The sequence below is a fragment of the Peterkaempfera bronchialis genome, from assembly GCF_003258605.2.
In the GTDB taxonomy this organism is placed as follows: domain Bacteria; phylum Actinomycetota; class Actinomycetes; order Streptomycetales; family Streptomycetaceae; genus Peterkaempfera; species Peterkaempfera bronchialis.
Genome location: NZ_CP031264.1, coordinates 3,360,396 through 3,385,415, shown reverse-complemented (window position 1 = coordinate 3,385,415; position 25,020 = coordinate 3,360,396). Strand labels below are relative to the sequence as shown.

The window sequence follows — 25,020 nt, the reverse complement described above, 5'->3', positions numbered from 1 at the left end:
CGCTCAGCCCCGGCGGCGCAGCTTCTCGACGCCGCGGGCGAGCTCGGCGACGTCCAGGCCGTCGACCTGCGCGGGGAACCACGAGAACCGCAGTCCGTTGGAGGCCACGTTGTCGGGCAGACCCATGGCGGTGAGCACGTGGCTGGGGGTGTACGAGGCGCTCGTGCAAGCGGACCCGGTCGCGACCGCAACCAGGTCCTTGAGCGTGACGAGGAACGCCTCGGAGTCGACCTCCTCGAAGGAGAGGTTGAGGATGTGCGGAACGACGTGCTCCTGGGCACCGTTGACGTGAAAACGCACACCGGCCAGTCCCTCGAGAAGCCGAGAGCGCACCTCCTCCGCCCCGGCCTGCCACTGTGCTCGCTCGTCCTCGAAGATCCGTGAAGCCTCCGCCAGACCCATGATCAGGGGAACGGGCAGGGTGCCAGGACGCAGCTTCCGCTCCTGCCCACCGCCGAACATGATCGGCTCGAGAGGGGGCCGCTCGTCGTCGAGGTCCTCCCGTCGGCGGGTGACGAGAGCTCCCACGCCCTTAGGGGCGCCGATCTTGTGTCCACTGATGCTGATCATGTCGATCGGGGCAACCAGATCGTCCGGGATCTTGCCGTATCCCTGGGCCGCGTCGACATGCAGGTACGTCGCCGTGGTCCGCAGTTCGCGCGCGAGGTCGGCAACGGGCTGGATCACCCCGGTCTCGTTATTCACGTGCATCAGTGACACGAGGAGGGTGTCCGGACGCAGCCGCTCCATGACCGCCTCCACCTCGACCCTGCCAGAGGGGCCAGGCTTGATGAAGTCCACCTCGAACCCGCGTCCGGCCAGGTGTTCCAGCGGCTCCAGGACCGCCTTGTGCTCGATGGCGGAGGTGATGATGTGTCGCCGCCCGGTCCGCTCGCCGTGGGGCGCGAGCCCCAGCAGGGCGATGTTGTTGCTCTCCGTGGCACCGCTGGTGAAGATCAGTTCATCTGGTTCGGCTCCCACCGTGCCCGCCAGGTACTCACGCGCCCGTTCGACTGCGCGCTTGGCCCGTGTGCCGTACTCGTGACGGCTGCCTGCGTTGCCGAACTCCGCGGTCATCCAGTGCAGGACGACATCGGCCACTCGCTGGTCCACGGGCGTCGTCGCCGCCGCGTCGAGGTACGTCACCATCGAACCAAACCACCTTCGAGCGTTATTTCGCACGTCGTGTACGTCATTTACCTGACGTACGATAGCGTGAGCGGGTGGGATCTTCTGTCGCTTCTCAGTCTGCCGAGCCGGCCACGTCTGCCGGTTTCGAGTACGTTTTCCCGGCCATCCGCGGCATCCAGGCGGGGCGCGAGTTCTACGTGTCCATGTGTCCGCTGCGGCTCATCCCGAAGATCTTCCTCTTCGACGAGGACGAGCTCGCGCCCGAGGTGCGCGCTCAACGGATCTTGAACAAGGGGCGCTTGCCGGCTCTGACCCGCTACATCGTCGACAACCCCACGGACTACGTCTTCAGTGCGTTGACCGCCTCCGTCGACGGGGACATCCGCTTCGAGGGCATCGCGGACAGCGGCGTCGGTATGCGCGCCGGACAGATCCGGATCTCGATGGCCGCCCGGTTCCTGATCAACGACGGCCAGCACCGGCGTGCCGCGATCGAGCAAGCGCTGAAGGAGAACCCCGAACTCGGCGAGGAGACCATCGCCGTGGTGTTCTTCCACGACGCAGGCCTCGCTCGCTGTCAGCAGATGTTCGCTGACCTGAACCGGCACGCAGTACGCCCACCGCGTTCGATCGGGGTGCTGTACGACCACCGCGACGACCTGGCGACCACCGCGCGACTACTGGCGATGCGGGCGCCGGTGTTCAAGGGACACGTGGAGATGGAGTCGAGCACGCTGTCCCAGCGCTCGCGCAAGCTCTTCACCTTGAGCTCGGTGTACTACGCCACCCAGTCGCTGCTGCAGGGCCTGGAGATCACCAAGGACCAGTCCCGAGAGTTGGCTGAGGCGTACTGGGCCGCGGTGGACGGGGTGATCCCGGAGTGGAAGTTGGTGCGGCACCGGGAACTAACGGCGTCGGACGTCCGTCGCGACTATCTGCACAGCCACGGCATCGCACTGCATGCGCTCGGACGGGTGGGCAACTCCCTGTTGCGCAAGTCGCTGACACCACGGACCTGGACCCCAGCGCTCAAACGCCTGTCCTCGGTGGACTGGTCGCGCGCCAACACCGACTGGGAGGGGCGGGCACTCGTGGCCGGGCGGGTGTCCAAGAGCCACCAAAACCTGACATTGACCGTGAACTATCTGCGTCAGCACCTGAAGCTCGACCTGAGCGCCGAGGAACAGCGTGTCGAAGACGCCTACCTGCGAGGAGATTCATGACCACCCCGAAGGCGGCGGCGTTCCAGGACAGGCCCCTGGCGGAGGTCGTCGCTGAACTGACGGACGAGATCCGCGAGCTCTACGTCGCCGACGACGTCCCCTGGGTGATCGGGTACAGCGGCGGCAAGGACTCCACCGCCGTCCTCCAACTGGTGTGGCTCGCGCTGAAGGGCCTGCCGGCTGATCAGCGTGCCAAGCCGGTTCACGTGATCAGCACGGACACCCTGGTCGAGAACCCCGTCGTCGCGGCATGGGTCGGTCAGTCGCTGGACACCATGCGCACGGCGGCGCAGGAACAGCAGCTCCCCATCGAGTCGCACAAGCTCACGCCGGAGATCAAGGACACCTTCTGGGTCAGCCTGATCGGCAAGGGTTACCCGGCGCCCCGGCCGAAGTTCAGGTGGTGCACGGAGCGGCTGAAGATCAAGCCTTCGAACAGTTTCATCCGTCGCGTCGTGCGCCGGCACGGGGAGGCCATCCTCGTACTGGGCATCCGCAAGACGGAGAGCCAGGCGCGGGCTCGGGCGATGGCTCGGCACGAGAAGCGGCGGGTCCGAGACCGTCTCTCCCCGAACGGCAACCTCCCCAACTCCCTGGTCTACAGCCCGATCGAGGCGTGGTCGACCGAGGAGGTCTGGGCGTTCTTGATGCAGTACCCCAATCCGTGGGGGCACAAGAACAAGGAGCTGCTGACGATGTACCAGGGCGCGTCGGATGACTCCGAGTGCCCGCTGGTCGTCGACGACAGCACACCCTCGTGCGGAGACAGCCGGTTCGGATGCTGGACGTGCACGCTGGTGGAGCAGGACAAGTCGATGACCGCCATGATCCGCAACGACGACGAGAAGCAGTGGATGCGGCCCCTGCTTAAGCTCCGCAACGAGCTCGACGACGTCAACAACGAGAGCCAGACGCGGGACTTCCGTCGGATGAACGGCAACGTCCAGCTGCTCGGTGACGGCGACCGGACCATTCCCGGGCCCTACAAGCAGTCCGCGCGCGAGGACTGGCTGCGCAAGCTCCTCGGCGCCCAGACGCAGGTCCGCAAGAAAGCTCCGGAGCACGTCCGCGGCATCGAACTGATCTCGATGGCCGAGCTGCACGAGATCCGCCGGCTCTGGGTGTTCGAGAAGCACGAGGTCGAGGACTCGCTGCCTGGCATCTACGAGGAGGCGACCGGCGAGAAGTTCCCGGGGCTGCCGCTGGACGAGCAGCTCGTCCTGGGGGCGGAGGAGATCGGACTGCTCAAGGAAGCCTGCGAAGACGACCCGATCCACTTCTCGATGACCCGCGAGCTCCTCGCGATCGAGCGACAGTACCGGACCATGACCCGACGGGCCGGCCTGTTCGAGTCCCTGGAGAAGGCCATCAAGAAGGGCTACTACGAGGACGCGGACGACGCGCTGCAGTTCGCGAAGAGGCTGAAGGAACTGCGCGAGAGTGACCCGACCCAGCTGGCGCTGAACGAAGAGACCATCACAGATGCACCTGCATAAGCTCACCCTCCACGACTTCGGCGCCTACCAGGGCCGACAGCACCTGGACCTCAGGGTCAAGCCCAAGCGTCCGATCGTGTTGATCGGTGGCCTGAACGGCTGCGGGAAGACCACCCTGCTCGATGCGATCCAGCTCGTCCTGTACGGACCTCGCGCCCGGTGCAGTGGACGCGGCAACCGCTCGTACGACACGTACCTGCGCGAGAGCATCAACCGCTCGGCTGACCCCGCCCGCGGTGCTGAGCTGCGGCTGGAGTTCTCGATCACCGTGGAAGGACGCCTCCGCACGTACGAAGTAGCGCGGACCTGGGCCGTCAGCGGCAAGAACGCGCGGGAGAACCTCGCCGTCACCGTCGACGGTGGGTACGACGCCACGATCAGCGAGAACTGGGCCGAGCACGTCGAGGAGATCCTGCCCCTCGAGGTCGCTTCGCTCTTCTTCTTCGACGGCGAGAAGGTCGAGCAGCTCGCCGACCCCGAGCGGGCCGCGGACGTCATTGAAGCGGCCGTCCAGTCCCTCCTGGGCGTGAGGGCTGTCGAGCAGCTGCGGACCGATCTGCTCGCCCTCCAGCGCCGGCAGCGGCTGTCTCAGGAGGACCAGGGGGTCCTCGATCAGATCCAGGACCTGAAGGCCAGGTCACAGGTCGCTGCCCAGGAGATGTCGGACCGGAGTCAGGACCTGGCGCAGGTCACCTCGCTCCATGACAGCGCGAAGGCAAGTCTCGAGAAGATAGAGCGGGACTTCGAACGCGCCGGCGGACGGCTCTTCGAAGAGCGACTCGGGCTGGAAGCCACCAAGAAGGACACTGTGGACCGTCTGGCTGGCACGCAGAAGGCTCTGCGCGGCCTCGCAGAAGGGGCGCTACCGCTGCTGCTGGTACGAGATCAGCTCACCACACTGAGCGAGCAGTCGGTGCGCGAGCACCAGGCGCACGAGGCGCGGCAAGTCGTGGGAACTCTCGAATCTCGCGATGCATGGTTGATCGACCAACTGCCCGACAGCGTGCCCGGCGCGGTGCGCACCGCGCTGAAGAAGAAACTGACCGCTGATAGGAAGAAGCGCGCATCAGCCGCTGAGCTGACGGTTGACCTCGACCTACCCCGTAGCCTCGCACAGAAGCTGTCCGCGCTGGATGAGGTGCTGCGAGCAGACGAGACGCGTGCATGTGAACTCCTGGCAGCCGCCCAAAAGACGGTGCACGAGCTGGAGCAGGCCGATCGTCAGCTGGCGGCGGTTCCTGACGAGCAGCAGATCAAGGCCCTCATCGACGCCCGCCAGAAGGCTGCGGAAAATGTGATCGTCGCCCGCGCTGCCGTCGAGCACGCCACAGAACTAGTGGAGGAGGCCCGGGGTCGCCACGAGCGTCTTGAAGCGGATCTCCAACGTGCACGGGACAAGCGGGCCCGGACGTTCATCCGCGAGGAAGAGCTCCAGCGCGTCGTCACCTACGCCGAGAAGGCCCGAGCCACCCTGGAGAAGTTCGGCTCGGCCCTGTTGAGGAAGCACATCAGCAGCCTGGAAGTAGCGGTCCTGCGGAGCTTCCAGACCTTGATGCGCAAGAGCGGGCTGGTCAAGGACCTGAGGATCGACACCGACAAGTTCACGCTCGCGCTGACCAACCGTGACGAGGAGCCCATCGATCCCGCCCGACTCAGCGCGGGTGAACGGCAGCTCCTTGCGATCTCCCTGCTGTGGGGACTGGCGAAGGTAGCTGGCAACCGCCTGCCCACCGTCATCGACACCCCATTGGGGCGTCTGGATAGTCGGCACCGCGAGCACCTCGTGGACCGGTACTTCCCGAATGCTGGGCGGCAGGTTCTCCTGTTGTCCACGGATGAGGAGATCGACGAGCACCTCCTGCGGCGGCTCAAGCCCTCCATCGCTCACAGTTACGTTCTCGTGCACGACGACACCACCTTCACCACCCGCGTCGCGGAGGGCTACTGGTGGACCGAGGGAGCCCTGCATGCCGTCTGAGATCACCATCCGGCTCTCCCAGGCCGCCAAGGACCAACTGGCCTGGCTCAAGCGCCACACAGGGCTGACCCAGTGGAACGAGCTGTGCCGGTGGGCGCTAGCGCTTTCCCTGCGTGACCCCTCCCCCCCGCTCGTCCGGGACATCATCACGGACTCCAACGTGGAGATCGCGTGGAAGACGTTCGCCGGGCCGCACGGGGACATCTACCTGTCCCTACTCAAGCAGCGGTGCGCAGCCGACGGGGAGGAGCCCACCGACGCCGCCGTGAGCAAGACGCTGCTAATCCACCTGCACCGCGGCATCGGCCTCCTCGCCGGACGCCAAGACCTGCGCTCTATCCAGGATCTCGTCGCCCTCACCGCGGAGTAGGCCATCACGTGCCAAGGGCCGGCTTACCACCTTACGGAGGCAAGCCCTTGGCACGTCGGCCCGCGGTTGCTGCGAGAGACGATGCCCTGGGCCTCGGCTCCGTTCAGACGGCGACTATCCCCATGTGATGCCGTTCAGCAACTCGTCGACAGACACCGGTTTGGCCCCACCACTTTCGCTGAGGGTTTCGGCTACCAGGTCGATGACGACGAGTGCAGCTGGCTGATGTCGCACGTTGAGTTGTTCCTGGATGTACTCGAGTCCGCCGTTGGCGTGGTCCTCGAAAATCTTGATCCGCTCCTCGATGCGCGCCCCATCCATGATCTCTGGATCACCTGCCACCACGTTGGCTGCGATCATGTTAATCAGGGCCTCGCTGAAGGCCGGCGCGGTCAGCGTCTCATAGCGAATGGGATCACCGGAGACCGCGGTGAACGGAGCTCGGCGGCCGTAGCGGAACCCGACTGAAGCCGCGAAGAGCAGGATGTCGCGGAAGGTGGCGAAGCCTGCGTCGTTCTGCAGCTCGATCATGAGGGCCTCATGTTGCTGCGGACGGCGGACGCGGACATCGGCCAGCGCGGTCGTCACTTGATCACCTTCAGGTCAGAGTGGTCGGTTGGAGCTACCCGGATATAGGGGTACGACATACCTTCGAGCTCGATGTCCTCGGGTTCTTTCCCCTGCTCGGTGGTATGTGCCTCGATGACGCCAAGGTGGCTGACGTAGGGCATGAGCTCAGTTACGACCTTCCCGAGCCCCTGGCTCTTGCTTACCAGGACCACTAGCTGCGGGGCCATCTGAGCGAGCGCACGCGACACAGCCTGCTGATAGTCCTGATCTAGCGAGCCGAACGCAGCGTCCATCACGATGGGGTATGCACCGGCGTCCTTCGCGGAGTGGCCCTCTGCCCGGCGCTCCTTTCGGATCTCGCGGGCAAGCTTCGATACCGCGGCCACGAAGCTGAGGCTCAGGATCTGGTTCTCACCGGTCGACTTCGGGACCGGTAGTTCAACACCGTTGACATCCTTGTGAAGCGTCAGTTCGAAGCCCTTGCTCAGGGTGGGGACATGATTTTGGTGTGTGATGCTCCGAAACACGCTCTTCAACTCGGTGTCCAAGCGCTGGCGCATGTCTTCCTCGCGGATCGCCAGGATCTCCTCGAGTGCACGCCGTACCGATTGCACCAGGTCGGAGCGTGCCCGGGCCTTTGCCGCGAGCTCGTCGGTGACCTCGGCACGGCTACGCTCCTTTGTCTTCTGCGCGATATCTCTTGCGATGCGCTCGAGCTCGCTCTTGACCGATCCGATCAGCTGCTGTTTGACGCCGATGCGGCTGTCGAGGTCCATGCGTTTCGCCTCAAGCGCTTGGACATCCTCCAGGCGGCTGTCGCGCAGCTTGCCATCGAGTTCGGACTTGCTTTCCTCGAGGCTGGCGACCCGATCGCGCTCGGTGCCAATGCGTTTCATGATCTGCGCGAGACCGTCGCGAAGATCATCGCGTGCGGAGGAGAGCGGAGCGATCTGCCCGCTGAGCTGCTGCCAGGCCGTCTCGACCGCCTGCAGTCCGGCCCGTTGGCGCCAGTCCTTAACGTGATCCCACGGAGCAGTGTGCTCGACCAGTGGCGTACCGCAGATACAGGCGCCCTCGTTAAGGAGCTGGTCGACGAACTCCCGCTTGAGCGGCGCCGGCAAGGCGCCCTTCTGGTAGAGGCCGTCGGCCATCGCCTGGGTCTTCTCGCCGAGCGCCTCCGTGAATGCCAGGAAGCCGCGCGTCGCAACCAAGCTTGCCCGTTCGGCCATCGCCGTGTCGCGCGCGGCCCGAGCCTCGCCGAGTTCCTTGGTGACGGCATCGCGCTGTGCCTGGATTGGGGCTGCGGCAGCGTGCTGACGCAGCAAATCGGTGACGCTATCCCGCTCCTCGGCCAGGACCGCAAGGTCTCCTTCGAGTACCTTCAGTTCGTCCCGGGCGGTCGTCTCACGCTCACGGAGCACGTCTATGGCGGTCTGGATCTCACTGGCCTTGTCGCCGCCGTGCTTCTTGAGGTCCTGGGTCAGGCGTCGGTCGACCTTGGGCAGGTGCACTAGCGCACGCTCGACCTGCTCGAGGTCCAGTAGCACCTTGATGTCCTGCTGAACCTCCGCGTAGGCACCCTTCTTGACCAGCTTCTCAATGCGCTCACCGTTGAAGAAGAAGAACCGACTGACGCCCTGCGGCAGGATGCTGTAGATCTTCTCCTGCGGGGCGCCCACGATCTCCGACGAGCCGTCAGCCGCAGTCGTCCAGAGCTGGACTTCAGGTGAGGGTGCCGACTGCTGGTCTGATTCCTTGCGGAGGCTCGCGCGGCGAAGCACGCGGTAGGTCTGTCCCTCGTGGTCGAACCGCACCTCGACGGCGACCTCTACAGGGTCCCCGATCGCAAGGGCCCGCCACACGCTGTCTGTCACCATGCGTTCCTGATACTCGACGTCGTCGGACATCGTTCCGTATAGCGCCCAGGTAAAGGCGTTCAGGAAGGTCGTCTTGCCGGCGCCATTCGCCCCGAACAACAGGGAGACCGGCTTGATTGAATCCGAGCTGAGATCGAAAGTCTGGACGCCTTGGAACTGGCGAAAGTTGGTCAGCGTGATTGACTGCAGCCTCACGGGATGATCTCCTTCACCGCGGCGATCAGATCATCCGTCGGATCGTACGCGCGCAGGTGTAGCTTCGCCCGCTCGATCTGGAGAACGCGCTTGAGCAGCGCCCGTTCCTCGTCACTGAGCTCCTCGAGCACGTGCTTCTCTGTGCGACCCTCACTGGTCACTTCATGTCCTTCCTCGCCCTGGTCTGTGCCATGCCCTCCGCCTACATGTCCATCAGCTGGTAGCGCTCCTTGAGCGGTCGCAGCACCTCGAGCGTCATCTCGTAGTTCTTCGACAACTTGCCAAACTCATTGGCCCTTTCGAGCTCACGTTTCAGCAGAGCTCGCTCGACATCGAAGTTGATCGGCGTGCCCGCTTGCGGAACCGCCAGGTAGTCGAGGATCTCAGCCTGTTCCTTGCCGTCCGCCCGGCGTAGCAGGCGCCCACGGCGCTGAATGAACTGCCGCGGATTGCTGCTGCTGGCCAGCAGGTAGCCGACGCGGGCATCCGGGATATCGACCCCCTCGTCGAGGCAGCGCATAGCGACGAGCACTCGTAGATCGTCACCGGTACCGAAGCGCCGGAGCAAAACCTTGCGCTCCGCACGCGGTGTCTCCGAAACATAGGAGTGCGCTGACAGCTGCAACTGGTTGCCGACCAGGTTCATCACGTCCTGAAGCTGGTTCGCTCCCGGCGGGTCGCCCGGCTCGGTCGGGCGCCGTCCCTCGGCGCAGTAGACGAGCTGGAACCACGAGTCGGCGCGGACCCTGACGTCTGACCGTAGCTGCGCGAGTTTGCCCTCGGCATGCCCGAGGACGCCCGCCCGCTGCCGCAGGAGGAAGCCCATCGGGGAGTCGGGATCCGCGTCCTCGAGGCTATCGCCAGCCGAGAGCCGCTTGGCAATTTGGCTGGTCAGATCAACATACAAGTTGGTCTCATCGTCATTCAGCTCGACCAGGAGCGGCACGTAGAGATAACGGCAGAGTGCGCCCAGCTCGATAGCCGCGCCAAGCCCCAACTCGAAGACGACCGGACCGAAGTAATCGATCAACGCGTCGGTGCCCTCGTCGTCGAACCAACGCTCCGGAGTCGCCGACAGCGCCAGGCGGTAGGTCGCGTTGGGCGGTAGTGCCGAGCGATAGGTCGAAGAGCCAAGGTTGTGAGCCTCGTCGGCAATAATCAAGAGCGGCTGGGAGATCCGAGAGAGCACCGATTGAAACTTATCGCCGGCGAACGACGAGTTCGTCGCGACGATCGCTACGACGGAGCGCTGGCCCATACGGGCTTCGTTGAGCTGGTCCTCGACGATCGGCAGCCACTTCTGACTGGATTCGTAGACAGCAACCGGACGGACGCCGAACGATTCAACCTCAGTGAGCCACTGGTCAACGAGGTGCTGCAGCGGTGCCAGGACCAGGACGATCAGCGGCTCCTCACGCTGGCGCAGGACGTTGGCCAGTTGAGTCGCGGCGATCATGGCCGTCTTAGTCTTACCAGTGCCGGTTGCCATCTTCAGGATCCCGCGACCCCGGTGCGTCAGCCACGACTCGATCGCCTCCCGCTGGTAGGGGCGGACGGTCAGCCGCTCGGGGATGGTCAGCTGTGCTCGTCCCGTCGTGACGATCGGCGGGGGTGTGAGCGCATTGTCGCGCCCGGGCAGGGAAGCCTGCGGTCGGTTGGCCCCCAGCTCGATGAGGCGATTGCGAGCGACATCTGGGAAACGCTCGACGCTGAGATGCGGCGTCTGGTTGGACCACAGAGCCTGGAAGTCCGCCTCGAGACGCAGTGCCCGGGCACCGTCGCCTGCCACCCAGCCCCGGTACACCTCGACTGACTCGAAGTTCGCCATCAGGCCGCCGTATGTCTCGTTACTGCTCCCGGTGAAGCCGACCATGTCACCAACGGCGTCACGGAAGACCCCGATCTTCTCGTGGTAGATGCCGATGCGTCCTTCCTGCTCGACGAAGGCCAGCTTGATGTCCAGACGACCCTCCGCGATCAGGCGCCCGAGGAGGCCAAGGCCGTCCAGGACCGTCTCGCGCTGCTCGACATCGAGCTCGCGCAGTGTCGCTCGCTCGATCACCGCGCGGACGTCGTAGCCGCGCTCGATGTCGATGATGTCGTCCTCGTTGAGATGAGGGGAGGCAACCAGCCGCATGGTGCCGCCGCGCTCGGCGAAAGCCTCGATGCCGCGGGCGAACAAGGCAAGGCTTGTCGAGGTGAAGTAGCCAACGGCCCGACTGTAAGCCGTCGCTACAGAGAATGCCGGCACGTAGAAGTTCGCGACGACGTCTTCCTGGTCGCTGCGGTAGCGATCACTCAGGGCAAGCGAGCGAAGACTGGATGTAGGCGAGGTCACAGCAGATCCAAAATCTCGTCGACGTCCACGGTCGGCGCGATGCGCTCGACGTGGTGGCCCGTCTCCAGGATGTCACGGACGCTGACAAGCAGGTCGGCGATGTCGCTGTCGCCGCGCTCCCTGTAGCCGCCGATGACGCTGGTCACCGGGGAACCCTGCGGGAGCCCGATCGCCTTGGTCAGTGCGTCCCGGACCTCGGCGATGCCGAGCGTGCTAGGCGCACCAATCAAGCTCAGCGCGTCTGTGAGGGCGTCGCCAGTCAGCTCGCGGGCAGGCTCGAAAGCGAAGCTCCCGTCATCTCGGATGATCACGAAGGCGTCAGTGTCAGCGGCGATATCGCTGTCCATAAGGAATCGGCGGATCGTTCCGAACGACGGCTGGGTGCCGGTCCAGCTGACGGCCTGCGAGCCGAGCGGCGACTGCAGCTGGCGGGTCTGGCCGAATTGAAGCCCAACGATGCTGACGATCGCCATCGGCGCGATGAAGCCACTCCCGCGGAGGTGGTCCTTGGTAATGCGCACGCGGTACGCCCAGGCACCCTCGTGGCGGAACAGACGCCGGGTCCGCTCCGGCGACTTTCGGATCTCCCGATCAGCGCCCGCCAGGCGGACGACGCCGTCCCGGTTCTCGAACGGCGGCGAGCTGGCGTAGGCGACCACACTGCTGGCCGTGACGCTGTACTCGCCCGTGATGTGCTCGATGAGGTCATTCAGGCTGACATGTCCTCCGCCGCGCGCCACCTGTTCCCGGATGAGCGAGCGAACTCCGGCGTAGGCGTCCATGCCCCACTCCGACAGCGCCCAGCGGTCACGGTCGACTCGCTCAAAGCGATCGTCCTGGCTCATGGCGTTGCGGAGCGATCCAGCGCTGCGCTCGACGATGAAACGATCTACGATCTCTTGGGCGCTGAGCGGTGCCCCGGCGACGGATAGGACCGCCGCACCGTAGTCGCCGACCGACTGAGTCTGGGTGAAGACGAAATCGCCATCGATGATGTAGCCGCAGTGCGTCAACCAAGACGCCGTTAGCTCCGGCAGGCGCTCCGGCTGGCTGGTCTCGATCAGGTCGAGGCTGTCGAGGCGGACGACGCCATACTTGTCAGCTCGCTCCTGCAAGAACGTCTGTGTGATCGTTCTCGCGGCCGTCATGGTGGGCGCAACGCACCACCCGTCAGCGATCTCGTACGCGTCATCGAGGCGGTCCAAGACGCGCCAGGCGGGCTGACCAACCGCGTCGACTGTCTTGCCTAGCGCAGGGATGAGGGTGACCAGGTCGTCGAGCGGTCGGATGGTGCGGATCAGACTGCGGACGGTCTCGGCAACGAGCTCGAGCGGGCCGCCGTCGCTCAGGAAGCCGATCACCGCGCCGCGCGCCTTGCCTTCGATCTGGCGCACCCGCTCCCGAGTCACGCCGAGGTTCTTGCCAATCTCGTCCAGGGTGATCGGATTGTCGGCGAAGAGGCGGGCAGACAAGATCTGAGCGGCGCGATGGTCGAGGAGTCGAAGGGCTTCGTCGAAGAGCCCTGCCACGTCCAGGGCGCGTTCGTCGGTGACCAGGATGTCTTCGGCCCTGAGCGCTTCGAGTCGCTGACGGGCTTTGAGAACCTCATCGGGAACTCCGGGGGCCAGCGGCGTACCGAGCAAGGGCTGACTGGGGAGGCCGATAGTGGCGTACCAGGTCGCGATCTGGGAGAGGTCGTCCATCGACGTCGACGTCCATCTCGGCAGCCGGACCTGCTCAATCTGCGGCTGCGGCGCAGAGCGGTTGGCCTGATAGCCCGTCATCACTGTAGGCGTTGCGACTGTGGTTGATGCGTCTGCCAGCCCTTGCAGGATAGCGTCGACCGTGCCGACGCCGACCTGCCGCCAGCCGAGTATTCCGTCGAGCGTGATACCCGACAGATCGCCGGCCCGAGAGCAGTGGTGCTGGACAAGCGCGTTGACCGCACGGGCCGGCAGCTGCAGCTGGTACAGGTCGACGTCGGGGGTCAGCCCAGGGAAGATCTGCTCGATCGTCCAACGGGTGAGACGTGCCATCGCCAGCTCGGATACCTGCGCCAGCCGACGCCGACGCATGACCGCGTCGGCATCGTCGATGGCCTCGTTCCACCATGCGTCGACACCGGGTTCTGCAGCGCCTTTCAACCATGGGAACGCGTCGAGCCAGCTGCGCGGGCGCATATCAGTGAGCGAGAAGTCGTCGGTCATGCGATGGTCGCTCCCTCCTGGGGCTGGATCTTCAACATGCGGTAAGCGCCCGTGCACCATCATGATCGATCGACCGGCCTCAGTAGGGCAGTTCGACCGCTTCTGTGGAGGTGAAAGGCCTGGTGGCTAGCGTCGTTGCGCCCGACCCCACCCCCGCCTCTCGCAACAATCAGCAGTTGTTAGACCGTCATGGCTCCCGTACGCAGCTCCGTCTCGACTTTGGACGCCACCTGATGTTGGCCACAGCTAGCATCCGGGCGAGTCAACTCCCCAACTAGCCGTCAAAAACCTTCCGTGTCCCGCGCAACAATGTTGCTCCCCACCCGACCTGTGTTGTGTGAGGACGCAACAGGCCGACGGATCTCCCGAAGTTCAGTGAAGCGCCCTCGCCCGTCACTCCCATCCAGTACGCTGCAGCGACAACTTCATAACCCCGCTTCACCTTTCGGACGTGTGCCACCGCATGGGGCCCACCACCAGACACCGGAGCGAACGATGATCAGCCACCCCGTCGCCGGGGCGGTCAAGGCTCTGCAGAAGCAGGCCTTAGCCAGTCGCGACACCTACCAGCTCGACCGCATCGACCGTGCCCTGGACGAACTCCTGCGCAACCCGACGGAGGACACCAGCCCCGCGCAGTACCGCATGAGGTCCGCCATGGGGCACGCCTACGAAGCGTTGGAGCGCCGCCGGGCCATCGCCCCCAGCGTCCCGCTCGACCCGGAACGCATGGATGGTGGTCACACCGACGCCCGCTACCCGGTCGTGGAGATCCTCGCGTGGCTCTGGTCGGAGCCTAACCTCGCCGATGGCGAGCGCATTCTTCTCGACGAGCTCGCCCGTGGACACGATGCCGCGTCCATGGCCCGCCGTCACGGCGTGGCGCTGCCCCGCATGCGTGAGCGGATCAGCCGGGCGCGCCGCCACGCCAGGGCTCTCTGGCAGGTTGCGGGGGAAACTGCGTGACACCCAGGCCCCTACGGCTGCGTCCTTGGCTCGTACGCGCCCTCATACCACCCCGTCTGATCGGCACTTACGTGTTGTACACCGCAGGCGGCAGCCCCACTTATGTCGGCCGGAGCGACACCGATGTACGCCGCCGACTCCTTCGCCACTGCACCGACAGGCACGGCGACTACTTCACCTACGACGTGCACCCCACCGCAGTCAGCGCCTACGACGTTGAGTGCGCCCTCTTCCACCTCTTGGCACCCGAGGTGTCCAACCGCATCCACCCTGACCGGCCCGACTTCCACCCCACCCCCTGCGCGTTCTGCCTGCCTCGGCAGACCCGCCTCCACCTCCAGTCCTCGGGACGCCCTGAACACCTGGCCACCGACGCGAGCTAAGGACCCACGATGACGACCACGCCACTGTTCCTCTCCCCGGACGACCACCGCGCCGAGCTCATCCAGGTGGACCGCGCACTGGACTCCATGCGCGACGCCGGCTTCGACCTGACCGCCGCCATCGGTGAGCCTCTGGACAACTCCATCGAGGCTGAGGCCACCTTGATGCGCGTCATGCCGGTGTTCGGCCGCGGCAAGAAGACGATCGACAGCATCCTCATTGCCGACAACGGCATCGGCATCGACCCCACTCAGATGCACCACGTGCTCTCGATGGGTTACAGCACCCGCTACGGGCAGCGGCAGGGACTGGGACGTTTCGGTGTCGGCCTCAAGCTCGCAGGCCTCAGCCTGGGCGAGCGCATCGACATCTACAGCAAGCGGACCGGCAACCCGAAGATCTACCACAGCTACATCGACCTCGAGGAGATCCGGGACGGCAAACAGCACTTCATCACCACCACCGAGACCGAGGAATGGCCGTCCGACGCCGCCAAGCTCATGGTCGGGCGTGACGACCGCCCCTTCGCCTCCGGCACCGTCGTGGTGTTCGGGAAGATCGACCGGCTCGCCAGCGGAGGCACCTACGGCACCTCCCTCGACCAGAAGATCTCCGAGCTCCGGAAGTTCATCGCCCGCGCCTACCGGACCTACATCGACACCGGCCGGGTGTTCGAGCTGGACGGGAAGGTCACGACGCTCCACGACCCGCTCTTCCTGCGGGACAACCCCAGGATCATCTCCCGCTACAAGCCGCTGGACCCGCGCGGCGAACTCATCGAGGAGACCGATCTGGAGGTGGACGGCCACAAGGTCCACGTCTCCGTCGCCATCGTGCCCAAGGAGTTCCGCCCCTGGCAGGGCGCCGGCGGTGAGGTGGACTTCAGGGGCCAGGACATCAGCGACTTCCACATCAACGCCGACAACACCGCCAAGATCAGCATCCTTCGCAACGGCCGCGAGATCTACTACGACATCATCCCGCGCCTGCTGGAAGGCGGACGCGGTGACAAGGTCCTTCGCTACGTCGCCGTTGAGGTGAGCTTCCCCGCCGAGCTGGACGAGTACTTCCAGGTCCGCAACGTCAAGCGCGGCGCGGAGCCCGTGGACAAGCTGCGGCACCAGGTCCGTGAATGGCTCAAGCCGCCCGTGAAGCAGGCGCTCCGGCAGGTCCGCTCGCTCTGGAAGGAGACCGAGACCCAGCAGCGCTTCGCGAACGGTGAGCACAGCTCCAGCATGGACACCGCCTCCAAGGTCGTCCCGGCCCTCCCCAGCGGTCTCGCCGGCCGCGGAGCGACCCCGGAGCTCGAGGAGAAGGTGGTCCAGCAGGCCGCTGCCGACATGGGTCTGGACGCCAACGCCGACGCCGCGAAGATCGAGAAGCTGCGCGAGCAGATCAAGTCCAGGCCCATCACGCTCCTGGACGCCCAGTGGCCGGGCAAGGAGTTCCTGGTGATCCACCACCTCAACGGGAAGTCCGTGGTCAAGCTCAATCACCGTCACGCCTTCTTCGACAAGGTGTACGCGCCCCTCAAGAAGGTCGCCGACGAGGGCGCGCAAGGCATGGAACCGGAGGAGATCTCCGATCTGGCCCGCCGCGCGGAAGCCGCCATCGACCTGCTGTTCATGGGCTACGCGAGGGCTGAGGGCATGTACGAGGACCCCGAGCGCTTCGACGACCTCCGCACCTACTGGGGCATGTACACCGAGGCCCTGCTGCGGGAGGAGTTCAAGGACCAGTGAGCCACCGTGGCAGTGCACTTGACGAAGTGCACTGCCACGGCAACCACCGCACCGCCACGTGCGCCGCCGACCGCGGCCCCACGAGCCCCTTGTGATGCTCTCCAGGCCCCCGGGCCGACCGGTGCGCGACCACCCATGCAGCAACCCTCGCCGCCAGGCGGCACGACCGTACTCAGAGAGGCAACGCAAGGATGTTTGGATCGGGTTCCAAGATCACATTCCGGGACTACGTGCAGGGCACGTGGGGGAGCTTCGACACCCCCGCTGGCCGGGTCGACTACATCATGACCAAGGCCCGGCTCGGCGGTGACGCGGACGCGCCGGAGCGGCAGCTCACGAGGAGCCTGGCACCGGTCCGCGAGGTCATGGATGCCGGCGACCTGGACTTCAACCAGCTCCTGCAACGCGACCTGGACGACCACCGGGTGGCGATCAACCTGATCCCGTACCTGCTCAAGCAGAAATCCACCGGCCCGGCCTTCTTCCCCCCGATCGTCGCTGTGCTCCTGCCGTTCCAGAAGAAGCGGCCGACAGCCTTCCCAGCACTGGATGCGCCTCGCCCTGTGGACCACGATGAAGCGCCCTGGCAGGAAGAACGGGCCGGCAACGCCTTCCGGGTTCACCGCCTCCTGGACTCCGACGGCGAGCTGCACGGGGCGAACCTGGGGAAGCTCTGGTGGAACGAGTCGGAGTCGAGCCTCGTCGTCCTCGACGGTCAGCACCGGGCGATGGCGCTGTTGGCCATCGAGCGCACCCTCTCCCGCACTTGGCACGGCAGCGGCGCACAGTTCCGGCCCTTCTACGAGCACCAGGTCGAGCACCTGCTCAGCGAGCACCAGGTCTCCGAGGTAGACCTGGCGAAGATCGAGGTTCCGGTGACCGTCTGCTGGTTCCCGGACGAGACCGGCGAGTCTGCGCGGCCGCACGAGGCGGCACGCAAGCTGTTCGTCGATGTCAACAAGGAGGCCCGTCCGCCGAGCGAGTCGCGGATCATCCTGCTCTCCGACGGCGAGCTGTCCAATGTCCTCACCCGCAGCATGCTGAGCGCACTGCGCGGTCGTAGCGACGACTACCTGCCGCTCTACGCCGTGGAGTACGACAACCCCGAGGTCAACACCAGTCGGCCCGCACGATGGTCGGTGATGACGAACATCCACCTGCTCAAGATGGCGGTCAACCGCTGCATCTTCGGCCCGCCCAAGTACCTGACCAACCTCGCCCAACCGTTCGGAGGCAGGGAGAAGACGGAGGAGCGCGACCGCTTCATGCGCGCCCAGCTGGACCTCGTCAGCCTCCTGCCGGACTACGTCGACGACGCCGGATACCCCTACACGCTGGACGAGATCGGGGACGCCAAGTTCCCGCTCGGCCGCTCAGAGGCACTGACCAACAGGTTCATGGACACCTGGGGACAAGCGATCCTGACCCTCCTGTCCCGGACCGCACCCTACGCGGCGCATGCGGCCAGCCTCACGAGCTTCAAGGAGAGCTGGCACACCACGAGCACGCACGCCTCGCTCGCCCACGACGCCTTGTTCGGCGGTGTCGGGATCTACTGGACCCTCCGCGACAGCTACGACAGCTACCAGACCAACCGTTCCGAGGACGGACCGAAGCCGCCGAAGTCGGACGTGATCCGGGCCTGGGAAGCCCTGAGGGAACAGGAGAGCGAGTTCGACAAGTACCGCGCCCACGAGTACCTCGGATCCACCCGGCCCGAGGTGGTAAGGCGCTGCAAGCTCGCCTACGGCGTCTTCAACACGCACGCGTGCCAGCTCGGTATGGTCATGAGCCTCGGATCCCTCTGGGAGATGCGCAAAAACCAGCCCGGTGGCGCGGACCTCAAGGACCTCCCCGCCTTCGCGGAAGCCCTGGCCAAGGCATGGAACGAGTTCTTCCAGATTGACCGCGGCCGAGCCCGCGATCGCAGGTTCGCCTTCAGCAAGGACAGCAGCAACCCGCTCAACCAGATCACCAACATGGACACCCCCAACGCGGTGTATTTCCGGTACTTCTGGATGCAGGCCCTCACCGTCCCCTCGGTGTGGCAGCACCTTTCCCCGTGGCTGACCGACCGGGAGGCCTTCGACGCGGGGCTGGGCCAGGCTCGACGCCTCTACCTGGACCTGTGCATCAAGCAGCAGGGCAAGGCCCTGGAGCTCAGCCAGCCGACGCTCAATCGGACCGAGCGCGCCGAGCAGGCCGAGAAGGCGGCTACTAACGCCCTCAAGAAGGCGCTCCGTAACTGGTTCGGGGTGACCGACGAGGAGTTCGAGGCTTGGCGGACCAACCAGCCGCGCCGGGCGGTCCAGCCGGAGCTGGAGTTTGGGGAATCATCCGGCAATGAAGAAGACGGCGCCAACGAGTAACATCCCCAACCGTCCTTGTGGAAGCCACTTTTGGTCGCCTCGGTCTCTGGCCGTCATCTGCCGGGTGGAGTCGGACCGACAGCTGCTAACCTCCTCGCTCTTCTAGCCCTTTCGCCCTGCGTCAGGGCTGGAAGAGCGAGGAGGACTGGCAGCCACAGATGGTGGAGGGCCCGACTGAGTCGGGTGGAAGCGGGGTTGTCGTTCCGGTGCGGTCAGAGCTGACCGCCCACCGCGGTCGTGCTTGGCGCACGGCCGTTCAAATCCGGTCGGGTGAACGGGGTTCGAGGTGACCATGCCGGATCTCCCAGGCGCTCTTGTACGGCGCACAGAAGGCGAGGACATCCGAACCAGCTCGAACCAGGGCGTGCGAGCGCGTAGTCGCGAGGTACATGCGCTTCGGACGGGGCGATTCGGTTGGATCTGTACTTCTGGCGTATCGGGCAGTCCCAAGGTGCAGGAGGAAGGGGCACCCGCCTGCAGGGCTAGTTGCTGCGAACCGCGCGCACTCCAGGTGCATCGGCGGGTCGAGCGTGCGCCGTTCCCTCATAACCTTGGGGCCGCCAATGACCGCCCGCCAATAGGAGAGCGGGTTTCCACACAAGCCGCAGAGGTTGTCGCGGATGCACTCCAGCCGGCGCTCGCCGTCGACCTGCGTGAAGTCCGGTGCGCCACTAGGCGTCAGCATTGTGACGTAGGTGACGGGATAGCCGCGCGGGTCCCGCTCCAGATGCGCGAGCTCTGGCGGGAGGGGAGAGCGAAGCCTGAGTTGGGCTGGGGTCTTTGGATCCATGAACGGGCAGTCCAAGCGATTGGGCGACAGGGGCGGGCGGGGGCAGGCAACACCGCATCAGTCCCCGCTAGTGATTTTCTACTCTCACTCGGCTGTTGAGATTCTACTCTCAAGTGAAGCGTTGGCAAGCACCTTCCCCAACGCAAGGGTTGACTTGCACGAGTGGCGCGGCGTCACAACCTCGCGCAGCGAAGCAAGTGTCACCAGGCTGGTGGTGGCCGGATCCGTTCTCACCCGTTGTCGAGCTGCCGCATTGGCTCACCGCGGGGATTACGGTCGGATCGAGAGCGTCAGGGGTGAGGTTGCTTCACCCCACGTGACGCTCGAACCCCTCGAGGTTTGATCACCGAGCCCTCCCAGCAGCGCCCGCGCAGCGCGGCAAGGACCTCCTCATCGATCGTCCAGTCGATCTGGCGGGCGCCCTCACGGAGACGAGGCGCCGCTTCAACGACCCTCTCGAGCAACCACAGGGGCGAACCAGAAAGGCTGTAGTCCGGGATGGGCAGCCGACCCCGTTGGGCTGCCATGGTGACGATTGGTTGCTTGGTCAGCCCGAACAGCGCCATGATCTCCCCATGTCCGGCCAGCGGCGGAACCTCGGATGCCTCGAAGGTCATCCGCCCGGGGGACTGAGTCTCCTTCAGCCGCGCCAGCGCTGTCGGGTCGAGGGACTTCGGACGGGGCGTCGTCTGTCCGAATCGACATACGAAGCCCAGCGGCCAGTACGGAGAGCCGGAGACGATGATTGCCTGGGAGTAGTCGAGGACGCCGCGGTGGACCCACTTCGCAGGCATGTCCGGCTTCACGCCGTAGAGCGTGGCGAACTCCTGGACGCCCGCGAGGAACGGTTTGGGCTCCATGGCCTCTTTCGGCATGGTCGCTCAGTGATCCTCTCCGGGCCCGTCGGATGTCGGAGCAAGGATATTGGGGAAGCCGAGGTACGGCGGCGGCACCCACGGAGTTGCGACTGCCGGTACTGAGCGGTGCGGTCAGAGCGCTTGTCACAGCTGGACGGGTCGGGGGTGACCAGGGCAGTCACATCGGAGCGCGCTGGCTGGCTGCGAACAGGATGTGGGTGCCACCGTCGCGGGCGCCGAGGCTGGCGCAGGCAGCGGTCTCGTAGGCGAGGAATCGCTCCCAGAGCTGCGGCGACTCCTCGGTACCCGCCAGGACGTCTGGGTCTTCGAGGCTCGCCCAGTTGCTCGCCGATCCCGCGAGGATCTCGCCGCCGCATTCGGTGACGAGGGCGGTGAGCTGCTCCCACGTGAACATGCGGCAGACGTGGGCCATGCCGGGTACATGGCGTAGGTCGCCGGTGCGGATGACGGCGTCTGTGACGTCGGTGCCGTGGCGGATCGCGAGTTGGGTGGCGTCGGGGAAGCGGGCTCGCCAGCTTCCCCACAGGGACATCACCGAGGCGACCATGACGCCGTCGGGCTTCACGATGCGGAGGAGGCCGGTGAGGGCTTTGCGCTCTTGGTCGAAGGCGTACGAGAGCGGTCCTCCGTAGGCGAGGACCAAGTCGAATGCGGCGTCCGGGAAGCGGCTGGTGTCGCGGACGTCGAGGGTATGGCGCGCTTCGACGGCGTGCTCGTATCCGGCGGCGGTGACGTGGGCTTCGTTCAGGCGGAGTTGGACCGGGGAGATGTCGGTGACTACCACGCGGGCGCCGTGTTCGGCGAGCACCGTTGTGAAGCGACCTGGGCCGGCGCCGATCTCCAGGATGCGCTGCTTCTGCTTCAGATAGCGGTCCAGGAACCGGCGGTGGATCTCGAAGGACACCCGACCTGCGACGTCTTTGGTGAGCCGGTCGTGCTCTCCTTCGCCGAGGGTGTCGTAGTAGCGGCGGATGGCGTCGACGGATTGATCGCTGCAGGGCGTCTCATCCGGTGTGTCGGCCATCTGCCTCCGTCCGTGTCATCAGGGACGCCCCTCTGCATGTGGCCTCTGACCTGGTCTTCTCAAAACGGAGCGATTCGGGCGGGGCTCCGCCACTAGAATGCGTTCCCCGTCGTGATGTCGGCGTGAGCGCCGCCGCGACACTCCGCAGTTTCACCGAGAGGACGGTCTCCGGTCCCATGCGTTGGTCCCAGCTGTACGTGCCCACTCTCCGGGAGGACCCGGCGGACGCGGATGCGGTGAGCCACCGCCTGCTGGTGAGAGGAGGGTTCGTCCGGCAGCTCATGGCCGGCCACTACTCCCTGCTGCCGCTGGCCGTGCGCGTCCGCGCCAAGATCGTGGACATCATCCGCGAGGAGATGACCGCGATCGGCGCCCAGGAGTTCATCCTGCCCGCCCTGCACCCGGCCGAAATCTGGCAGCGCAGTGGCCGCTGGGAGGTGATGGGCGAGGAGATGTTCCGGCTCAAGGACCGCAAGGGCGCGGACCTGGCGCTCGGCATGACGCACGAGGAGATCTTCACCGTCCTGTCGCAGGAGCTGAAGTCGTACCGGGACCTGCCGCAGATGTGGTACCAGTTCCAGACCAAGTTCCGCGACGAGGCCCGCCCGAAGAGCGGCCTGCTGCGGGTGCGCGAGTTCACGATGAAGGACTCGTACAGCTTCGACATTGAGGCCGGTGGCCTCGACCGCTCCTTCGGCCTGCACAAGGCCGCCTACGAGCGGATCTTCGCCCGTCTGGGGCTGCCCGCGATCCCGGTGCAGGCGTCCAGCGGCAGCATGGGCGGCAGCGCGTCGGTGGAGTTCATGAGCCCCTCGAACGCCGGCGAGGACCTGGTGGTCCGCTGCCCCGGCTGCGACTACGCGGCGAACACCGAGAAGGCCACCTCCGCCCTGCCCGCCGTGGTGGACGGCCCTGGCCTGGACGCCCCGGAGCGGCTCGACACCCCGAACGCGCGCACCATCGAGGAGCTGTCCCTCCAGCACGACGTACCGGCCGAGCGGCAGATCAAGACGCTGGTCTACGTGGTCGACGACCAGCTCACCCTGATCCTGGTCCGCGGTGACCACAACCTGGTTGAGCAGAAGCTCATCGACACCCTCGCCGCCAAGGCGGTGCGGCCCGCGACCGCGGAGGAGATCCAGGCGGCGCTCGGCGCCTCCCCCGGCAGCCTCGGCGCGGTCGGCATCGCCGAGCTGCCCATCCTCGCGGACGAGGCCCTGCGCGGCCGAACCGACATGACCACCGGAGCCAACACCGACGGCGTCCACCTGCGCGGAGTGTCCATCGAGCGGGACATCGCGGTGGAGCGGTGGGCGGACCTGCGAGAGGTGACCGCCGGCGAGCCCTGCCCCCAGTGCGGTACACCGCTGGAGGTGGTGGTCACGATCGAGGTGGGCCACATCTTCAAGCTCGGCCGCAAGTACACCGAAACCCTGGGCGTGACCGTGCTCGGCCGGGACGGCGAGCGCGTCGTCCCGATCATGGGCAGCTACGGGATCGGCGTGGAGCGCGCCCTCGCCTCCATCGTGGAGACGCACCACGACGACAAGGGCATCGTCTGGCCCGTCTCGGTCGCCCCCTTCGAGGTGGCCGTCGTCATGCTCGGCACCAGCGACGAGAAGGTGACCGAGGCCGCCGAGGGCCTGTACCGGCAGCTGCAGAGCGAGCGGGTCGACGTGCTTCTGGACGACCGCGACGAGCGGCCGGGGGTTAAGTTCCGCGACGTCGAGCTGATCGGCATCCCCTACCGGATCACGGTCGGCGCCCGCGGTCTGGCCGACGGCACGGTCGAGGCCACCACCCGGGCCACCGGAGAGACCCAGTCCGTGCCGGTGGCCGAGGCGGTGGAGCACGTTCGTAAGCTGCTGACTGCCGCTGTGTGAGCCGTCGGCTCGTCAGCCGGACACCCGGTGGAACGCCTCGGTGAGAAGTGTCTCCGGGTAGCAGCGAAGGATCTTCGCGACGCTGCGCGCCTGGGTCTCGTAGTGGCCCATGGCGCGCAGCTTTGCTTCCAGAGCATCGCCCACCTGCATCCGCAGGGTGGCCGACAGTCGCATCGCCTCGACCTGGCGGGGGTCCAGGAAGCCGGGTCTTGCCGGTTCGGTGTACCGGATCGTGCTGGTCACCAGGAGCACATCCGGGCTGGCCTCGTAGCGGTCGAGCGCGGCGAGGGCGATCCGGTGTGCGGCGCGGTGGTCGGGATGACCATTCATCCCGTTGGGCGGGAAGACCACCACTCGATGGGGCTTCCAGCGGCGGAGTGCCTCCAGGACGAGGGTTGTCCCGGTCGCCTCGTGGTCGCTGAGGCCGCCGTCGGGCAGGTCGTGGACCTCGGCGCACGTGACCCCGAGCGCCTCGGCGGCGCGACGCAGCTCCTGCTCGCGAACGGTGGGCAGGTCCTCTTCGGTGCACATGCCGAGGGTCCTGCCCGCGCCTCCGCGGGTCAGGGTGACGGTGACCGTCGTACCGCGGCGAAGGGCGGTCCGGTGAAGCAGTCCGCCGCAGTGCAGGGTCTCGTCGTCGGGATGGGCGACGACGACGAGCAGGTCGGCGACCGTCATGCCGGTACCTCCTCGTCAGCGTTCTTCAGCACGGCCAGGCGGTCGAGAATGTCGGCGTCGCTGACGTTGCCGATCAGGTGCCGGCGGTCGTTGGCGTCCTCGCTGTGCCAGACGGCGGCCTGCGACTGCTCCGGTGTCCACACGAGGCCAGCCGAGTCGATCAGTAGGTAGCGATGCTTGCGGCCACCAGCGCTCTTGGCGGCGATCCTGACATGTCCGGGCGCGTTGTCCCGGGCAACGGCAACGGCGTGCTGGAAGTCGCCTTCGCTGATGAGGTAGCGCTCGCGGTTCCGATGCCCCAAGGGCCCGATCGGCATGAACTGGAAGAGCTGCCACTCCACGATGCCGACGAATCCGCCGAGCAGCCCGGCAAGCGGCGCGATGTCACCGGTGTTGCCGGAGTGGACGACGGTGTTGACGCAGATCCGGGCTCCGACCTTGTCCAGGAGGGATAAGACCGCCAGCTGGGAGGCGACGGTCGCGTGTCGGCGGAACTGTTGCTGCACGGCGTCGGTGCTGCCGTCGAGCGGGATGCCGATCAGGTCGCTTACAGCGGCCACCTCGTCGGCCGCGACCTGGTCGACGGCACCCGTGCCCATGAAACGGATCCGGGCCGTGCCGAGGAAGGCGGTGCCGACGGTGTCCAGGTGGATGCGGAGGCCCAGGTCGTGGAGGCTCGTGAGCAACGTGACGATGTCCGGACGGGTGAGCGGGTCGCCGCCTCCGACGGTGATCTTCTCGATGCCGAACCGGTCGCGTAAGCCGGCCGCGAACCTGAGCACTTGGGGCGTCTCGGCGATCGTGCGGCCGAAGTAGTTGTAGCAGCCGGGGCAGGCCACGAAGCAGCTCTTGCCCGCGCTGAGGATGACACTGCGCATGATGCCTCACTGGCGGTAGCGGGGTCGGGAGTTGAGCAGTGCG

The 25,020-nt window shown here is 66.1% G+C and carries 19 protein-coding genes; 9 read left to right on the top strand and 10 right to left on the bottom strand.

Annotation, left to right across the window (positions count from 1 at the left end; all coding sequences use genetic code 11):
• Window positions 1–3: 3 nt before the first annotated feature.
• A complete protein-coding gene (dndA, locus tag C7M71_RS14975) occupies window positions 4–1,149 on the bottom strand; it encodes a cysteine desulfurase DndA (RefSeq protein WP_111488672.1) in 1,146 nt (381 codons plus the stop codon).
• Window positions 1,150–1,223: 74 nt separating this feature from the next.
• Between dndA and dndB the strand changes: the two genes are divergently transcribed.
• Genes dndB through dndE form a run of 4 tightly spaced genes read left to right on the top strand, consistent with a single transcriptional unit; the run spans window position 1,224 to window position 6,198 of the window.
• On the top strand, window positions 1,224–2,354 hold the full coding sequence (gene dndB, locus C7M71_RS14970) for a DNA sulfur modification protein DndB (RefSeq protein WP_111488674.1): 1,131 nt from the start codon (window positions 1,224–1,226) through the stop codon (window positions 2,352–2,354).
• The gene (dndC, locus tag C7M71_RS14965) at window positions 2,351–3,850 is read left to right on the top strand and encodes a DNA phosphorothioation system sulfurtransferase DndC (protein WP_111488676.1); all 1,500 of its coding nucleotides are present in this window, start codon (window positions 2,351–2,353) and stop codon (window positions 3,848–3,850) included. The genes dndB and dndC overlap by 4 nt, the downstream gene beginning before the upstream one ends.
• Window positions 3,837–5,828 (top strand): DNA sulfur modification protein DndD, encoded by a 1,992-nt coding sequence (dndD, locus tag C7M71_RS14960; RefSeq protein ID WP_111488678.1) that lies wholly within the window; start codon window positions 3,837–3,839, stop codon window positions 5,826–5,828. Before dndC ends, dndD begins: the two co-directional genes overlap by 14 nt.
• Window positions 5,818–6,198 carry a DNA sulfur modification protein DndE gene (gene dndE / locus C7M71_RS14955; protein WP_111488680.1) on the top strand — a complete coding sequence of 127 codons (381 nt, stop codon included), beginning with the start codon at window positions 5,818–5,820 and terminating at the stop codon, window positions 6,196–6,198. The genes dndD and dndE overlap by 11 nt, the downstream gene beginning before the upstream one ends.
• Before the next feature lie 114 nt (window positions 6,199–6,312).
• On the opposite strand, the gene C7M71_RS14950 is transcribed toward dndE, so the two are convergent.
• The 5 genes from C7M71_RS14950 to C7M71_RS14935 are packed head-to-tail and all read right to left on the bottom strand — an operon-like array spanning window position 6,313 to window position 13,385.
• Window positions 6,313–6,786, bottom strand: a complete 474-nt coding sequence (locus tag C7M71_RS14950; RefSeq protein ID WP_111488682.1) for a hypothetical protein — start codon at window positions 6,784–6,786, stop codon at window positions 6,313–6,315.
• Window positions 6,783–8,840, bottom strand: a complete 2,058-nt coding sequence (locus tag C7M71_RS14945) for an AAA family ATPase (RefSeq protein WP_111488684.1) — start codon at window positions 8,838–8,840, stop codon at window positions 6,783–6,785. Before C7M71_RS14945 ends, C7M71_RS14950 begins: the two co-directional genes overlap by 4 nt.
• Complete coding sequence (locus C7M71_RS30670; protein ID WP_162824253.1) at window positions 8,837–9,001, bottom strand: hypothetical protein; 165 nt, start codon at window positions 8,999–9,001, stop codon at window positions 8,837–8,839. The genes C7M71_RS14945 and C7M71_RS30670 overlap by 4 nt, the downstream gene beginning before the upstream one ends.
• A gap of 41 nt (window positions 9,002–9,042) precedes the next feature.
• Window positions 9,043–11,178 (bottom strand): DEAD/DEAH box helicase family protein, encoded by a 2,136-nt coding sequence (locus C7M71_RS14940; RefSeq protein ID WP_111488686.1) that lies wholly within the window; start codon window positions 11,176–11,178, stop codon window positions 9,043–9,045.
• The gene (locus C7M71_RS14935; RefSeq protein WP_162824252.1) at window positions 11,175–13,385 is read right to left on the bottom strand and encodes a sigma factor-like helix-turn-helix DNA-binding protein; all 2,211 of its coding nucleotides are present in this window, start codon (window positions 13,383–13,385) and stop codon (window positions 11,175–11,177) included. The genes C7M71_RS14940 and C7M71_RS14935 overlap by 4 nt, the downstream gene beginning before the upstream one ends.
• 495 nt (window positions 13,386–13,880) lie before the next feature.
• Here C7M71_RS14935 and C7M71_RS14930 point away from each other — a divergent pair, with 495 nt between their 5' ends.
• From C7M71_RS14930 to C7M71_RS14915, 4 genes are all read left to right on the top strand, one after another.
• On the top strand, window positions 13,881–14,351 hold the full coding sequence (locus C7M71_RS14930; RefSeq protein ID WP_111488690.1) for a hypothetical protein: 471 nt from the start codon (window positions 13,881–13,883) through the stop codon (window positions 14,349–14,351).
• A gap of 71 nt (window positions 14,352–14,422) precedes the next feature.
• Window positions 14,423–14,734 carry a GIY-YIG nuclease family protein gene (locus tag C7M71_RS14925; RefSeq protein ID WP_229758735.1) on the top strand — a complete coding sequence of 104 codons (312 nt, stop codon included), beginning with the start codon at window positions 14,423–14,425 and terminating at the stop codon, window positions 14,732–14,734.
• 9 nt (window positions 14,735–14,743) lie between these two features.
• Complete coding sequence (locus tag C7M71_RS14920) at window positions 14,744–16,477, top strand: ATP-binding protein (protein WP_111488694.1); 1,734 nt, start codon at window positions 14,744–14,746, stop codon at window positions 16,475–16,477.
• Window positions 16,478–16,761: 284 nt separating this feature from the next.
• Window positions 16,762–18,846 carry a ParB N-terminal domain-containing protein gene (locus tag C7M71_RS14915; RefSeq protein WP_229758734.1) on the top strand — a complete coding sequence of 695 codons (2,085 nt, stop codon included), beginning with the start codon at window positions 16,762–16,764 and terminating at the stop codon, window positions 18,844–18,846.
• A 1,080-nt stretch (window positions 18,847–19,926) separates the two neighbouring features.
• Here the strand turns inward: C7M71_RS14915 and C7M71_RS14910 are convergent.
• Window positions 19,927–20,511, bottom strand: coding sequence for a hypothetical protein (locus C7M71_RS14910; protein WP_111488698.1), 585 nt, complete (start codon window positions 20,509–20,511; stop codon window positions 19,927–19,929).
• A 160-nt stretch (window positions 20,512–20,671) separates the two neighbouring features.
• On the bottom strand, window positions 20,672–21,538 hold the full coding sequence (locus C7M71_RS14905) for a class I SAM-dependent methyltransferase (protein ID WP_111488700.1): 867 nt from the start codon (window positions 21,536–21,538) through the stop codon (window positions 20,672–20,674).
• Between the two features lie 176 nt (window positions 21,539–21,714).
• Between C7M71_RS14905 and C7M71_RS14900 the strand changes: the two genes are divergently transcribed.
• A complete protein-coding gene (locus tag C7M71_RS14900; protein ID WP_111488702.1) occupies window positions 21,715–23,421 on the top strand; it encodes a proline--tRNA ligase in 1,707 nt (568 codons plus the stop codon).
• A 12-nt stretch (window positions 23,422–23,433) separates the two neighbouring features.
• On the opposite strand, the gene C7M71_RS14895 is transcribed toward C7M71_RS14900, so the two are convergent.
• Together C7M71_RS14895 and C7M71_RS14890 are read right to left on the bottom strand one after the other, a co-directional pair.
• Entirely contained in the window at window positions 23,434–24,099 is a 666-nt protein-coding gene (locus tag C7M71_RS14895) for a PIG-L deacetylase family protein (protein WP_111488704.1), read from the bottom strand.
• Entirely contained in the window at window positions 24,096–24,977 is an 882-nt protein-coding gene (locus C7M71_RS14890) for a radical SAM protein (protein WP_111488706.1), read from the bottom strand. Before C7M71_RS14890 ends, C7M71_RS14895 begins: the two co-directional genes overlap by 4 nt.
• Window positions 24,978–25,020 lie beyond the last annotated feature (43 nt).